The organism is Halodesulfovibrio oceani subsp. galateae, assembly GCF_055397225.1.
In genome coordinates, this window is record NZ_AP042453.1 from 2,711,300 (window position 1) to 2,726,123 (window position 14,824).

General features: G+C 45.2%; 15 protein-coding genes. 2 read left to right on the plus strand and 13 right to left on the minus strand.

The window, feature by feature from the left end; translation table 11 throughout:
- Window positions 1-10: 10 nt before the first annotated feature.
- The 11 genes from ACZ5V1_RS12215 to ACZ5V1_RS12265 all read right to left on the minus strand — a co-directional run bounded on the left by ACZ5V1_RS12215 (window position 11) and on the right by ACZ5V1_RS12265 (window position 8,912).
- Window positions 11-2,146, minus strand: a complete 2,136-nt coding sequence (locus ACZ5V1_RS12215) for a heavy metal translocating P-type ATPase (protein WP_464389072.1) — start codon at window positions 2,144-2,146, stop codon at window positions 11-13.
- Window positions 2,147-2,225: 79 nt separating this feature from the next.
- Window positions 2,226-2,588, minus strand: a complete 363-nt coding sequence (locus tag ACZ5V1_RS12220) for a hypothetical protein (protein WP_464389073.1) — start codon at window positions 2,586-2,588, stop codon at window positions 2,226-2,228.
- The gene (locus tag ACZ5V1_RS12225; RefSeq protein ID WP_373794389.1) at window positions 2,588-2,794 is read right to left on the minus strand and encodes a hypothetical protein; all 207 of its coding nucleotides are present in this window, start codon (window positions 2,792-2,794) and stop codon (window positions 2,588-2,590) included. Before ACZ5V1_RS12225 ends, ACZ5V1_RS12220 begins: the two co-directional genes overlap by 1 nt.
- Before the next feature lie 145 nt (window positions 2,795-2,939).
- Complete coding sequence (locus ACZ5V1_RS12230; protein WP_464389074.1) at window positions 2,940-3,194, minus strand: hypothetical protein; 255 nt, start codon at window positions 3,192-3,194, stop codon at window positions 2,940-2,942.
- Window positions 3,195-3,324: 130 nt separating this feature from the next.
- Complete coding sequence (locus tag ACZ5V1_RS12235) at window positions 3,325-3,636, minus strand: HMA2 domain-containing protein (protein WP_464389075.1); 312 nt, start codon at window positions 3,634-3,636, stop codon at window positions 3,325-3,327.
- Between the two features lie 38 nt (window positions 3,637-3,674).
- Window positions 3,675-4,685 carry a hypothetical protein gene (locus tag ACZ5V1_RS12240; RefSeq protein WP_464389076.1) on the minus strand — a complete coding sequence of 337 codons (1,011 nt, stop codon included), beginning with the start codon at window positions 4,683-4,685 and terminating at the stop codon, window positions 3,675-3,677.
- A 139-nt stretch (window positions 4,686-4,824) separates the two neighbouring features.
- Complete coding sequence (locus ACZ5V1_RS12245; protein WP_464389077.1) at window positions 4,825-6,006, minus strand: PP2C family protein-serine/threonine phosphatase; 1,182 nt, start codon at window positions 6,004-6,006, stop codon at window positions 4,825-4,827.
- Window positions 6,007-6,053: 47 nt separating this feature from the next.
- A complete protein-coding gene (locus tag ACZ5V1_RS12250; RefSeq protein ID WP_464389078.1) occupies window positions 6,054-6,719 on the minus strand; it encodes an HD-GYP domain-containing protein in 666 nt (221 codons plus the stop codon).
- Window positions 6,720-6,790: 71 nt separating this feature from the next.
- Window positions 6,791-7,174, minus strand: a complete 384-nt coding sequence (locus ACZ5V1_RS12255) for a DUF1987 domain-containing protein (protein ID WP_464389079.1) — start codon at window positions 7,172-7,174, stop codon at window positions 6,791-6,793.
- Between the two features lie 9 nt (window positions 7,175-7,183).
- Window positions 7,184-7,729, minus strand: a complete 546-nt coding sequence (locus ACZ5V1_RS12260) for a SiaB family protein kinase (protein WP_464389080.1) — start codon at window positions 7,727-7,729, stop codon at window positions 7,184-7,186.
- Window positions 7,730-7,796: 67 nt separating this feature from the next.
- Window positions 7,797-8,912 carry a sensor domain-containing diguanylate cyclase gene (locus tag ACZ5V1_RS12265; RefSeq protein ID WP_464389081.1) on the minus strand — a complete coding sequence of 372 codons (1,116 nt, stop codon included), beginning with the start codon at window positions 8,910-8,912 and terminating at the stop codon, window positions 7,797-7,799.
- Between the two features lie 226 nt (window positions 8,913-9,138).
- On the opposite strand from ACZ5V1_RS12265, the gene ACZ5V1_RS12270 reads away from it, so the two are divergent.
- Window positions 9,139-9,522 carry a DUF4345 domain-containing protein gene (locus ACZ5V1_RS12270; RefSeq protein ID WP_464389082.1) on the plus strand — a complete coding sequence of 128 codons (384 nt, stop codon included), beginning with the start codon at window positions 9,139-9,141 and terminating at the stop codon, window positions 9,520-9,522.
- Window positions 9,523-9,649: 127 nt separating this feature from the next.
- Window positions 9,650-9,919: a hypothetical protein gene (locus ACZ5V1_RS12275; RefSeq protein WP_464389083.1), complete on the plus strand. Its 270-nt coding sequence runs from the start codon at window positions 9,650-9,652 to the stop codon at window positions 9,917-9,919.
- Between the two features lie 291 nt (window positions 9,920-10,210).
- Here the strand turns inward: ACZ5V1_RS12275 and ACZ5V1_RS12280 are convergent, their stop codons facing one another.
- Window positions 10,211-11,845 carry an L-serine ammonia-lyase, iron-sulfur-dependent, subunit alpha gene (locus ACZ5V1_RS12280; RefSeq protein WP_464389084.1) on the minus strand — a complete coding sequence of 545 codons (1,635 nt, stop codon included), beginning with the start codon at window positions 11,843-11,845 and terminating at the stop codon, window positions 10,211-10,213.
- 783 nt (window positions 11,846-12,628) lie between these two features.
- The gene (locus tag ACZ5V1_RS12285; RefSeq protein WP_464389085.1) at window positions 12,629-14,128 is read right to left on the minus strand and encodes an ATP-binding cassette domain-containing protein; all 1,500 of its coding nucleotides are present in this window, start codon (window positions 14,126-14,128) and stop codon (window positions 12,629-12,631) included.
- Window positions 14,129-14,824 lie beyond the last annotated feature (696 nt).

Below are 14,824 nucleotides of genomic sequence, written 5' to 3' on the forward strand. Positions count from 1 at the left end.
TAAATGAAAGTTACGCGTGATCGCGTTCTGACAACATTGGTCTCATTGAGTGTACACATGTTAAAACCGTACCGGAGTTATGCAGCAACGCCATCAAGGCTGGCGTAATTACGCCCGAAACACCGAGTCCAATAAACAAAGTGTTACTTGCAACAATAAACATAAAGTTGCGCCTGATCCGCTGCATTGCACTTTTTGAGATATCTATAGCATCCGTCAAACTATCCAACCGCTCGCCTGTAAGCATAATATCACACGCTTCGCGGGCAATGTCCGCACCGTGCTTCATTGAAACACCTACGTCAGCAGTGGTCAGTGCTGCGGAATCGTTAATACCGTCACCCACCATGGCTACAGTATACCCCTGAGCCTGAAGATTCTTGATTAACGCTGTCTTCTCATCCGGCAATGCCTGAGAATAGTATTCTTCAATCTGCAAATCCGTCGCAACCGATGCAGCAGTCTCTTCTCCGTCGCCTGTCAGCATAATAATGCGTTCCACATCTCTACGTTCAAGCTTTCGAATAAACTGATTCGCATCGTCCCTGACTGGATCTTTAATCGCAAAAACACCGGCAAGTTCTCCGCCACACGCAAAGTACAGCAAAGAAAGCCCTGCGCCGGAGCACTCAGCAATCACATCATCTGCATTTTCAAACGAAATGCCTTCATCTTCATGCACAAAATGCTTACTGCCCAAAACGGTACGATGACCGTCCAAGGAGGTCGCAATACCGTGCGCCAGAATGTACTCAACCTCTGCATGATCTTCCGAATGCACTAACCCCGCCTCGTCCGCCTTACGCACAATGGCATCGGCAACCGGATGCGGGAAGTGCTCTTCCATGCATGCAGCCTGCTGCAATACAAACTCTTCAGTAAAACCGTTAACGGCACAGACTTTCACAACTTCCGGACGCGCTTCTGTGAGGGTTCCTGTTTTATCCAGAACAATTGCATCCAGTTTGGACAAGTGCTCCAGATACTTTCCACCCTTAATGACCGCCCCGTTATGTGCCGCTTCAAGCATTGCAGAACGAACCGCAAGCGGAGTCGCAAGCTTAATTGCACAAGAGTAATCCGCAAGCAAAACAGCTGCAGCCTGCGTCATGTTGCGAGTCACAACAAAAACAAGTCCTGAAAGGATAAAGGAAAATGGCACAATCTTATCTGCCATTTTTACAGCCTGACTATGAATGTCTGCTTTACGATCATCAGATTCTGTCAGAATTTGAGCAATCTTGGCAAAGCGTGTCTCATTACCGACGGATTCGGCGTATACAATAATACGCCCTTCCTCCACGACGGTTCCTGCGTACACTTCGCTATCCATGCTCTTTTCAACCGCAAGTGGTTCACCAGTCATTGATGCCTGATTCACAAGGGCTGTGCCCTCAGCAACAACACCATCAATAGGTATTCGTGCGCCTGAACGCACAACCACAAGATCACCCACGACAAGGTCATCTGGAGAAACAGAAACAGGCTCGTCATTGCGCATCACCCATACCGGTTTCTTGTCACCACTAAACAAAGCTGCAATGTCACTGCGGGATTTTTCTTTTGTCCACTCTTCAAGAGTTTCACTGATGTCGAGCAGCAGGTTAATTGTACCTGCGGTATTAAAGTCACGCATGGCAAGAGCAGCGCCGACAGCGGCTGCATCCAGCACATTTACATCCAGCTTACGCTGACGCAGTGACTGTAAACCTGCCCACATAAGTGGAGCCACTTTAAACGCAGTCCAATAAGGACGGAATGTGGCAGGCATGAACATGCGTGCCATGTAATGATTCATAACTTTTTGGGAGATAATCCAGACAGGATTCTCCACATCGTTCCCAGCTTGGGGAACCTGTGCTTCTGCAGGCACAAGGCTGCCTGATGCTCCCTCTGCTTCTGTAAGAATGTTGGCCGACGCAAGCTTCTGCGCCATACCTTCAACTACATCCACAAGCAGGGTTGTAAGGTCAGCATTTTTTTCAAACGTCAACAAACCACGCTTTGTGCGAGGATTATATTCTACTGCTATGTGTGTCTTAATCTGATCGAGCGCAACTTCCGCCTGCTGCTGTAATAGCTGGACAGCAGCAGGAGATTGCGCCGAGAACCGGATACGCCCCGGAAAACTTCGTATAACCGTCATGTATTCTCCGCCACTCGTTGTGCGTATGCACCACAACTCACACAATATTCCGTGCGAATAGAAAAATTACTGAGTCCTCTTATCGAAAGAATTGTCGTGGATCTTCCCCTTGGAGTTCCGCCTCTTCATCGAACTCTTCGTCCGTCTCAACATTCGGCTTTCTCTTTGGCGCAGATTTAGACTGAGCGGCAGGTTCTTCTGGCTTATTTGCACCAGAAGCGGCTTCTTTTCCTTGCTCAGCCTTGTATTTGATCTCTGCCATGTAATCTTCGATATCTTCTTTAACGGTTTCCACACGGGCAAGAACGTTTTCTGTTAGCCCACAGCCACCATGAATCATACCGGAAACAAGCTGCTGCCCTTTACCGCTTTTGACCACTGCCAGCCCTGCGGCACCAAGCACTGCACCTGCAAAAAAGTATGCTAATCTATTCACCGCCATTAGTTACCTCCTTCTTCTGCAACTGTTGACTCAGGAGCTAGATCTCCTAAATCTTCCACTTGCTGCTCCATGAGCTCTTTTCCCTTATCAAGAGCTACATCAAGTAACTCGTGAAGCTCGTCCCTGTTTTTCCATGCAAGATAGCCGACAGCCCCTAAAGCCGCGCCGGCCGCCACTAACAACAATTTTTCTGAAATGTCCTTCATGCTAAGTGCCTCCATATGGATAAAAAAAAGCCTTTGCGATAGATTGTATCGCAAAGACCTTATGACAAAAAGATCTCTACCTAAAAATATGTATTCATATAAAGGGACACCAACGACTACGAAGTATTGCCTAGTTATTGTATGACTAGTTGTCGTATACTTGATGCGTCATATTATTCATGCACACCTTCATAACGCCGTGACATACAGCCTGACCGACACCAAGGTTCAACTGATTGCAAACCATCACCCCACAAAGTGATAACAGCAAACCGTAGTCCCTGCTCCGTGAGCGTCTTTTAACATCACCAACTGAACAAGCGCAGGAGCTTTCTACAAACGACAATGTATCGCACTGCGCTGCAAACCGTTTTGCTCTTTCTTGAATATTTCTATCCATCAGTGTGTCCCTCCATGCATTTCATACTCACGTTGTAGTGAAAACGATTATCATCGTCAACAACTTATTTACATATAAAAAAAGCCCCTGCTTTGCACACAAAGCAGGGGCCTGTTATTACTGTCATTATTTAACTTTCATATAAAAGAGTATACAACTTTTCCACAATACCACTCGCAACTTCATCTGAAGGTGCATTTATCAAATCCTCAAGCATCTGCGGTGGAATGCGGTTTGCGTCGTATTCAATAACAATTGATTTAGAAAAAATATTCAGGCTGGTCTTTTTTACTGCGTCCGGCATTTTCGGTGGTGATTTTACAAGCGCAAGTGCTTCCGGATCTGTGATAATTGATTTGTCGAATGCGATACGAATTCTACCCGGAAGGTGATGTTTCACCGACAAATATTTCCGCAATTTTGCTACAGTAGTAAAATCCATAAATTCTCCATAAAACTGTATGCTGCATACCTAGCAGGCTACGGCTTTTGTTGCTTGCCCTGCTTTGGCTCTTTTGATTCTAATTTTTTAGCACGAGAATCTTCTGCATCTATCAGATTTTCCGGATCTGTTTGACCTGCTAAATTTGTTTGCTCTGCCTTATCTATTGGGTCTATCAGGTCTGTTTGGTCTTCCGGATCTATTTGATCTGTCTGATCTCTTTGGCCTGCCAGATTTGTTCGCTCAGCCAGGCTGTTCTGGTCTGCCTGATCTTTATGTCCGTTCTGGACTACCTGATCTTTTTGGTCTGCCTGACCTTTATGGTTTAGCAGAGTCGTGCTGTCTTCGCGCATTCCTTCAGCACAACCTTCTAACTCCATCGCAACGGATTCCACAGTCGGTTCTGCTTTCTTTGACACTTCAGCTTGAAATACTTCAGGCTCAGGAACGCCCTGCGCAATTTGGCCTGTATCTGTTTTAGCGTCCGGAATGATCATGTCAGCAACAGCGTTTGAAATCGTGTCCAAAATTGAACCGGAAGACTGTGTGCCTGACATATCTTTACGCTCTTCTGACTGAGTTTTCTGCTGATTGTTACCAGCTTGTCGACCTTTTCCGGAAGAACCGCCTTGTCCTCTCTGTCCAGAACGACCGCCCTGAGCACCTTGGCCGCCGCCCGTTTTAATCATACTGCTAAAATCCATGCTGCCTGAGCCCAGACCTCCGGCACCCATTCCACCGCCACCGCCACGACCACCAGTCATGCCCATAAGCATCGCAGGTAACGCATTGCTCCCGCGACTTAAACCCATAACTGCCATTGTCGCCAGTCCGGCACCGCCGCCTTTGCTCCCAGAAGCAAGGGTAGAAACAGCTGCAATACCACCAAACATCAATCCCTGTTTAATAGCTCCTGCAACAGCTTCTTTTTGTGTTGTGTCGCCGCGTCTGACACCTAACCATCCCTTAATGCCGCCAATGCCAGCTCCCACAAGAATGCCCACTCCGGCTGCTGCAATAGGAGATTTTGGAAGAATATTTTTAACCATGCAAAACACCTTGTCGTTTAAAAAAGTGCGTCAAATGTCATTACGCAGGTATGATTCCCTACCATATACTATTTTTTGCCAACAAAACACAAAATCAAGCATCGCAGCAGGTGACACCACACCGCTTTGCAAAATAAAATTACAACTCCGCTCCCAGAACAAGTAAATCGTCCCGCCTTTTTTCTGTTCCTTGATACCTGATAAAAAGTAACCGAAGTTGCTCTCGCTGTTCTTCAAAGCTGGCATAATCTTGCGCGATAAAATTGCGGAATAATTTTCGACCAAACGGCAACCGTCGCTCTTCTCCTATCTGGTCAATGAGCCCGTCCGTGAGCATATAGATTCGTGTACCGGTTTCTATAGCGATTTCATGGTTCGTAAAAACAGCATCCTTTGGCGTATGCTCATTCCCCACACCTTTTCTATCGCCCTTGTAATCTTCGATACTGCCGTCAGGTCGACGTACAAACAGGTAGTTACGTGCCCCCGCAAAAACCATAGAATTTCCTTTGTTATCCACATACAACAGGGTGCAATCCATGCCATCATCTGGACGCTCATTTTTTGTGTCCGAATGAAATGCCTTTTTAATAGCAACATTCATTGCCGAAAGGACATCTGCAGGATTTTTTTCATATGCCTGAATATCTATTCGATCTAGCAAGGAATGAACAATCAGTGTCATAAAAGCACCGGGAACCCCATGTCCGGTACAATCAATAACCGCCACAAAAAAACCGTTCGCAGTTTTTTTACGCCAGTATGCATCACCGCCAACACCGTCACGTTGTTCCCACAGCAAAAAAAAATCGCTGAACAGGTCAGTAAACCCGTCAGCTGGAGGTAAAAATGCTTTTTGAATTACCTCTGCATAATCCAAAGAGCTTCTATTTTGCCGTTGGGCTTCTTCCAACTTATTCGTTGTTGTTTGCAGCTCGCACTGCCGACGCCCAATCACATGCCCCATCCAGAACAAATTATGCCGCAACTTTTGTAATTCGTCCTGATTGGAAGGTTCGGGCGGACACTCTTCAAAAGGTGTAAAATTTCCGTTCTGCATTCCCACGCAAAGCCCGTTCAACTCCTGAATAGGACGCAACGCAATCAAGTACGATAACACTCGTGAAAGAGGCCACGTAGCGATCAACCCCAAAATCGCCCACGTTCCGAGAGTATTGTATAAGTCTATTCGACCAAGCTCTTCCCCCATGATGAGAATACACAAGGGTATTCCCACAATCAGCAGTAATAGCAAGCTGGTCATTTTGACGTTAATTGTAGACCACGCGATGGCATCCATAATTTTTCTCAACACAGTCATCTTCTCCCCCTCTCTGCTCATAAACTGCGTATGGCTTGTCACTGATGTCACACAGCAACGCCGACGCCACGAATGGACTGAATAAGGTCGTGCACACCGTCCTTAATCTCCACAAAGGCTGCAACAATCACAGGATCAAATTGCGTTCCTGCACATCGGATTATCTCTTCAACAGCATCTCCATATTCCATAGCGTCACGATACGGTCTGTTTTGAAGCATGGCTGAAAGACTATCAGCCACGGCAATAATCCGCGCACCTAGAGGAATATCGAATCCACTAATTCCATCCGGATATCCTTTGCCATCAAAACGCTCATGGTGATGCAGGATGACTTTGACTATTTCGCCATTGCCCACCGCCCCCATGACTGGCGTAACTATCTCCGCACCCAATTGCGGGTGAAGCTTAATTTCCTGATACTCTTCATCAGTGAGGCCACTGTCTTTTTTTAAAATAGAATCAGGAATCCCTATCTTTCCGATATCGTGCAAGTGACCTGCAATATGTAGCAATCGAGTTTCCATTGACGGAAGTTCCAGCTGTATTCCTATTGCCTGCGCAATAATAGCGACTTCCTCTGAATGGAGACAGGTGCAATGATCTTTCGCATCAATGGCATTACCCAAAGATTCTGCAAACAAATGAAGCGAGCGGAGCACTTCGCGCTGCACTCGGTTGTCTTCACGTTGAGCTAGAGCACCTATTGCCATGGGAACATCCATAATTGTCATAGGTCACCGCACAAAGCGTGGCGTAAATGCAAAGACAAAAGACACCCCGTCTACTGATAGCTCACCAGATTGAAATGTATGTTTTGAACATCTTCCATAAACTCTTCACCGCATTCCAGAGCCAGTTCGTTGTCCTCATGGTAGCGCCAATTAACAACAACATCCGTGTTTAACGACGCGGCATCATCGAGAAGATCAAACAAATCCATAAATACTTTTGAGCTGGAGCTATTAAAGTACAAAATATCTATTGAGAGCTCGAGCCTGACACTGCTGACATTACCCAAATATGTTTCCAGCCACTCGAACATGGGGCCATAAAATTTTGAACAATTTTCAGGATACGATTCACCGGTAATCTCATGACAATGCGTCATAGGATTAAACGTTATCCGTGGTGAGGACTTTGTCTCAACAACAATAAATTCTTCCATCAGAACGACCTATGCTGTTACCTTCATTGAAAAAAAAGATGTCTCTTCATCCAGCGGCTCTATGGCAAAATCAAGCGGCTTTCCAGATTTGCGAGCCATTTCAATCAAACCGAGTCCGGCTCCTTTTTCTGAACCGCTTTTTGCCTTTCGACGCTGCTCCTTATAGAGCACCTTCAGCTCATCAGGAGACATATACCTGACGTTCTCTATACGCTTATACAAATCAGTGGCATCTTCACTGCGGATTCTATTACCACTTGAAATAAAGTATGAACCATCACCATTCTGCCCGATAATAACCTGCCCTCGAGCTGCCTCTGCACCGAATTCATCTTCCATCAACCTATCAGTGGAATACCGTACAATGTTCTGCATCTGCTCGATAAGAATGGTGAAAACTTTTTGTGTGACGCCAATCCCCACAGCATCGTGGCGCATTTTAGCCCGAACCGCATCGCCAATCCCTTCCACAACGCTCTGGGAAACCGGCCCATTAAAATAAAAAATGACACCTTCATCCCGCTCGAACTGCTGTCTCTGGTGTTCGAAATCCATCTGTTCCCTCTCAATGCCGCATGTGACCATTACGCCCTCTGCCATCTCGTTTATTAGTCATTCTCATCTACCCCACAGAATCCAAAGGGCAATATTCTACCCTGTCACGCCCTTTATGCTTTGCAGAATACATTGCGGTATCAGCACGTTTAAGAAGCAAGTCCAAGCTCGTTGACGAATCTTGATACGCTGTTACGCCAATGCTCACCGTGACTTTTATAGGATGCTTCTGATCATACGCAAAAACTTGCTCACGCATGGCATTACGCACTCTGCGCGCTGCCTGCTGTGCTGCCTGAAGTCCTGTATCCGGCAACATCACAACGAATTCTTCCCCCCCGAACCGTGCAATAACATCCACTTCCCGCAATGTTTCCCGCAGAGTATCAGCGACACCCACGAGAACTTTGTCACCTACGTCATGCCCAAATCTGTCATTCACCCGCTTAAAGTAATCAACATCCACAAGAAGTATTGAGAGATCGTTACCGAATCGCTTGCAACGAACAATTTCCTGTGTTGCAAGTTCTACAAAATATCCTCGATTCCAGAGGCTGGTCAGGCAATCCGTACGGGCAAGTCTGCACATTTCGCGCATCATCCGCTTACGTTCTGTAATATCCGCAATAACGCCTACGACACCGGCGACCTGTTTCCCTTCAGCAGACTGGGATTCAATAACACCGGCATTAATTTCTGCCCAAACGGTATCGCCTTCTGCGCAACGCAGTTTTGCCTGCATCCCTTTCACAACCTGCTTGCTGTTCAGCATTTCGTTGTACTGGCCAAGCACATGATGATTATTAAAAGCAGTTCCAATTTCATCAGCACTGCCTAAATATTCTTCTGCAGATTCATACCCCAGCATATTTGCAAGTGCCGTATTTACCTCAAGCAATGTCCCCTGTGCATCTGTACGGTAAATGCCCTCCGTCGCATTTTCAAAAATTCCCCGATACGTTTGCTCACGCAATTGCAATTCTTCATTTAATGAAGAAAGTGCGTGCTGCATTCTATCCCCCATCTTCAATAACCGCTTACTCTGACGTACTAATTTTTCGTACTCTACAAGTAAGTCCCGATAGCTTTGTTCTCCGTCTTCCTGTTGAAACACATCTCCCGACAATAACGAGCGTGCTTTACGGATAACTTTTGCCTCGCGGTTAAACACGTTTTCTTTCACAAACCGTCCCTACCTTTTTGTATCGCTTTTTTTGATATTGAAATCCATTATCATAGTCAAGATGTTAATCTGCCCCCGTTATTAGATTACTTTATATAAATGCGGGAGACGCCACAGCCTGCCAAAATAGGAAGAGCACAGAGACACATGTCATCTGCCTACCGTTCATTGCGGCAGTAACAGACGATTAACCAAATAACTCAAATCCGTTTGTCAGGGGGTTGAAATGACCGAAATGACTCCTGCTGAGATGCTCTTACTTATAAGTTCAATAGGCCTGCTCCCTATTGCACTTTGCTATGGGCTCTATCCGAAAACAACGTTGAAAAAACTCTACAACGTTGAACTTCGTACAATAAATATGGCTAACATTTTCCGCGCAATAATGGGTCTGTATCTTGCGAACATCGCATATTGGATGCTTGCATTTTGGGGTTTTATAGGCACAAGGGCAGCACTTGGATCACTCACGGTATTTATGCTCGGACTCGCCTTTGGTCGCACCGTCAGTTGGTGTGTAGATGGTAAAGCAAACATGCTGCTGGTGATTTATCTTGCTCTCGAAGTATTTCTCGGTTGCACAGGATTATTCCTTGCGCTGACAATGTAGCGCCAAAGTTATTGCGCATAACCGACACGGCTTGATCAAATAAAAAAGACAACTTCTTCAGACAAAGTACAGTCACATTTTCCCGCACTGCAGTTGTCAAAACAGAACGTTTTTTTAAGGAAAAACAATGCAACATACATCTAAGAAAACAAGTGAAAAGATGAAACGAAAGTATGATGATGAGCATGAACATAAACACAACAAAGATCATATGGAATATCGGGAACATGAAAAAAGTCATCCGCAAACCGAACACGGCGGATCATCTGAAGGCCACAAGCATCCTGCACCGCACTCAGGGCACTCTCATTCTGATGACAAACACCACCATGTAAAAAAACATGACCATAAAGAACACACCAGAGAACATCATAAGCCCAAAAAAGAAGAAGATTAGCTGGTCGATATACAACAACAGACTCCCCTCATTATAGAATCACTATAGCGAGGGGAGTTTTTTTTTACGCAGAATATTTCGCTCTGTTAGTCTGGGAATAAAAACTGAATCTGTACCTGTTAAACATATGAAAAGCTCTCACCCCCACAGGCAAGAGCTTTCATTCCTTCAAAACAAATATTGAAAGTGACAAATCAGAATATTGTAATTTCATTCTATAGGACGATCAGTCAGCCGCATATCCACTTCTGCCACGACATGTAGCTATTCTTCTAGACAGGTAACAGCTTACTATGAGGCAAAGCGAATTCTATCGACTTCCTCTTTAATTTTGACGCCAGAAGGAGTGGTACATAATCCGCCTTTTCCTGTGCATCGCAGCGTATCCGGAAGAGCGTTCCCTACTTCCCACATAGCGCAAATTACGTCATCAAGCGGCAAATTCCCCTTAAAGCCAAACATGGCTAAATTTGCGGAAGAAACAGCGTTACTTACTGCCCCGACATTACGTCCAATGCAAGGAACTTCTACCTGTTCTGCCACGGGGTCACACGTAAGCCCTAAAGAGTTCTGCATAGCAAGTGCCGCTGCATCACAAGCAGCCAGTGCTGATCCACCAGCCATTTCCACCAATGCAGCTGCTGCCATGCTGGCTGCAGAACCACACTCCGCCTGACAACCGCAAACTTCAGTTGCAAATGTCGATTGTTCACTAATAAATACGCCGATAAGTCCGGCCGACAACATTGCTTTTGCTGCAACTTCCATTCGTAAATCTTCAGGCACACCGAGTTCATCAAGAGTACTAAAAACAGCCGCTGGTAATACTCCGCATGAACCGGCTGTGGGCGCAGCAACAACACAACCCATTGCTGAATTTAATTCCATCACGGCAACAGCCATCACAGTGCCCTTATTCAACATTCCGGTCGGAATAAATTTACCCTGTTCAGCAGCACTGCACAGCTTACCGGCAGTAGGTGTCAGAAAACCTCTCATTGAAAAATTACCGGTCATACCTGTGGTAATGGCTGCTTCCATTACTACGGCAATATCCTTCATCATGTTTAGAACAGTTTCCTCATCCACATTACCACGCGCTGCCTCATAGGCCGCAGCTGCTTTCCATAACGGTGCATCATCATGTTCCGCGCACCATTCAAGCAATTTTTCTGCACGAGTAAAAGGAACTTCGCACTTGGCAGAAGCAAGCACCGGCATAACTGGCGCAACTTCCCGAATCTCAGCTTTGCCGCAAAGCGCTTTCACACTACTGAGCAACTCCGAAGAAAGTGTCTGACGAGTATGAATAACAATCACCCCGCGCCATGCGCCATCTTTTTTATTGTTGTCGCTCACAGTACTTCCGTGAACAACGACGCCGGATTTTCCAAGCAGCCCTTCCACTTTGCTACAAAGTTGTTCCATAGAAGATGTGATTTGCTCTGGAAGAAGAATAACGAGTTCATGATAGTCACCAGCCATATAGATCGGACAACCATTAATTTCATTCAACTCTATTCGCCCGCCACCGGTGGATAATGCTTTCACAAAAACGAAGCCGCCATGCTCATCAACAATATCCAAGAGCACAACGTTTGGATGATCAGCTTTGAAATCTTTTATTACAAAAGTCAGATCTACTCCTGAAGCTTCTATGAGCGAAAGAGCGTCAGACAACCTCGGGTCTGGTGGAAACATACCCATCAACCCTGCTGCTAACCCTTGATCTGATTTCTGCCCTCTGTATGTTGTGGCAAAAGAACCATTGGTTTCAAATGTCACTTGAACACGCGACAACTTACCGCCTGCTAATTGACCTGCAAGATTTCCGATACGTGATGGAGCTGCTGTATGAGAGCTGGAGGGACCGGTCATCACTGGCCCTATGACTTCGTTGAAGATACTTGATGGTAGTTTGGTCATACTGGTTCCTTATGTTGCTTTGTCATACCTATATTCAATTCCAAGAAACAATTTGATAGATACAGTGCAATGTATGGATAGTATGTTGTAACGATGAGCTTTAAAAACCGCACAAAACAATAAAATACAACGTTGGCAACAGAGAACCCTCCACCTGTGTTTACCGACACAAATACCGATATACAGTAAGGGGGCTGTCAACGAAGTACTATTGCTCTCATCAGGATTCACAGCGAGAATAGCAGAAAATTGCACTGAAAAAATACCGGATTCTATAATACTTGCTAGTTGCAAGAGATAGCAGCAATAAATCCGACTTGCTCCCCAGTAACACAACAATAACAACATTGAATACATGAATAATTATAAGTACAGAAAGCATTTTTTATAAAACGAAATACAATATCGCCAACCTGCTCCAAAGACTCAAGGAGCAGATAACTACAAGACTTAGGGCAGTTTGCCTCTTCTGTATAGATAGTTAGATATATACTGCGTTATAAAAAAGTAGATGGGAAAATTCAGATGCAATGAAGATCGTTTCCAAGGGAAATATCCTCAATTGCGCAGAGAAGGATGGCATGTGAATCATGAGAAAATTCACAGAATATGTTGCAAAAAAAGATGTGACATACATTCCAAGCTTTCGTGATGGCATGTTTCTTTGTAACTCACCGAAAGGTTCGCTCAGAACTCACTTTATTAATCAAAAGTAATCAGTGTTGATGGTGGAGGTTGTAGCAGCCACCCTCCACCATCAAGAAAAATTTATCCGTGTACTTTTTACTCCGGCAATACTGTAACAATACCGTCCTCAATAGTTGCCGTGTTCGTCGCCCAATTTTGCGATTCTTCAGGATGATGTGTTGCAAGGAACATAGTGAGTCCTTCATCGGCAAGTCCACTGAGAATGGCGCGCATATCCTGACGAGACGGTGCATCCAACCCGCTGAAAGGTTCGTCTAGAATAAGCAGGCTTGGACTATTTACAAGAGCACGGGCAATGAGAGCCTTGCGAAGCTGACCGTAGGAAAGAGTATTAGCATTGCGTTCGGCAAGGCTAGAAATACCCAGGGCAGTGAGGGTATCATGAGCGGCCTTCTCCATTGTCGGGGTCGGGTAATTGTGCAATCCGATATGCTGCCAAAATCCAGAAAGAACCATATCAACGACGCGTAGTTCCATCCGATGCAAGGTCTGCAAACGAGGAGACACCAACCCCATGCGTTTTCTGATGCTCCAAAAATCCTTGTACTCGCCATCAGTCGGAATGCGCCCCTGTCCAAACCAGCGGACTTCACCACCGTAGGCAGCAGGCAGCTCTCCTGCAATCATACGTAACAGTGTAGACTTGCCTGCACCGTTAGGGCCTGTGAGCATCCAACGTTCACCAGCGTTAACAATCAAATTGGCATTGCGTACAATCCCTGCTGTTGCATCGGAAAGAGATAACACGGGAGTAGAAGGAGAAACAGGCTTTGGAGCAGGCAGTAAGGAAAGGTTCATTACTGCCGTCTGTGGAATGTCTTCCGGAATAGTCACAGAATGACCAGATAATGCGGAGTTCTTATCTATAGCTCCTTGTCCCTCTGGCTGGACTTTTGATGAAGACTCATTACTGCCTGAATTACCAACAGTTCGAGCTCCTGCATGAACAATACGTCCGTTCTCTAGCATGAGAATACGGTTAACACAGGCCGGAAGCTCTGTTGCGCGATGCGTAGCACAAATAACCCGCACTCCCGATTCTGCCATTCGATCGATAAGAGCCACTATTTCCAATCGGGCCTGACGATCGAGTCCATCAGCATACTCATCTAAAAAAAGCATACGTGGATTGCAGGCCATAGCGCGAGCGAGAAAAAGTCGCTTAATCTGACCACTGGAACATTCCGGCAGTGGCTTATCCAAAAACTCAACAACACCCATGCGTTCTGCAAGGGCATGTACGTTATCCCACTCTTCCTGCTTAGGCGGGGTATATACCAGAGGCGTATTACGCAGACCGGTCATAAGCAAAGTCTTGCCATCAAGAACACGCTCTAAACGAAGGTAATGATCTATAAGTTCGGCAGAAATTGTAGTTGTGTATTCTCTAAAACCTATAGGCGACAAGGATGGTTTGCCGTCTTTATCGAAATAGTGACGCTGCCCCATAGTCTGAGTTGGCCAAATATCGCCACGCACAAGAGAAAGAAACGTGCTTTTGCCCGCTCCGTTGCCACCAATGACTGCCCAATTATCCCCTGATTTCAATTCCCAGGAAACGTTCGAAAGAGCCATTGTTTCCCCTCTTCGAACACTTACATTTTCGAGTCGAAGAATCGGTATATATAAAGATTGGTGATCCATTTTTTCATCCAAATATTTTCAGTCGTAACGTTATCACACAATGATCGCGAATGCCCAATCCATACAATTCATCAGGGTTCAAACACTAAGTTGGGAGCACACGCCTATTTTACACCCATTACTATAGTGCCTCAAAACAGACCCTGATTTAGCTACAACTATTTGCAGATTATTACCACATTCATAGTTACTCAAGTTTATTCATTCCAGCCTCTCTTTAAAGGCACTAAATTTAGGTAGCGGCAAGTTCATCTCAATACCCCAATACCCAATTCTGTACCGTTTTCACCAAACGCAAAAAAAATCCATTTCAACAAAAAGGCAACAATCTCATTCATAATTTTCTACGCGCTAAAGAATAAAAGTTAATTCTCTGTCCCTCAAAATTTGAACAAAAAAAGCCCATCGGACAATATGCCAATGGGACTTATTTATACGTACTGGTCATTATGATTCTTATCTTTTTAGATATAGATGAAGTACGAAACTAGAGATAATCTATCGAAAAACTCAGTTAAATTTTCAAGTCTCCTCCGGCCTGATTAAAGGCAAAGAGATCTTATTTTCAATGAAGAGCCCTTGCTGTTAATTCGGAGTATGTTATTCTTTTAATACACCGTAATTTTA